This is a genomic window from Bradyrhizobium jicamae (assembly GCF_001440395.1).
In the GTDB taxonomy this organism is placed as follows: Bacteria; Pseudomonadota; Alphaproteobacteria; order Rhizobiales; family Xanthobacteraceae; genus Bradyrhizobium; species Bradyrhizobium jicamae.
Genome location: NZ_LLXZ01000214.1, coordinates 1,016 through 1,287, shown reverse-complemented (window position 1 = coordinate 1,287; position 272 = coordinate 1,016). Strand labels below are relative to the sequence as shown.

The 272-nt window shown below is 57.7% G+C and carries 1 protein-coding gene; it reads left to right on the top strand.

Translation table 11 applies throughout. The features are described 5' to 3' along the window. A partial coding sequence (locus CQ12_RS45780; protein WP_210180608.1) for a hypothetical protein occupies window positions 1–272 on the top strand: 272 nt, incomplete at both ends.

The window sequence follows — 272 nt, the reverse complement described above, 5'->3', positions numbered from 1 at the left end:
AAGCTCGGCTTCACCACTAAGCTAGGCCGTAACTGGGAGCCTTGGCAGGCTTACCGAGAACTGACCTGCAACTGCATGGATGAGCAGGGCAGCATCAATGACTTCGCCCCGGAAGCCGAATACGGCACCGTTTTCGCCGTGACTGGCGAGGCCATCGAACAGTGCCACCGCAACCGGCATGAGATTTTCCTTGCTTCCTCTCCGGCTTTCGATGCCGAAGATTGCGAGATCCATACCGGCAGCAATCTGCATGCCTTCTATCGAGGGGTGCG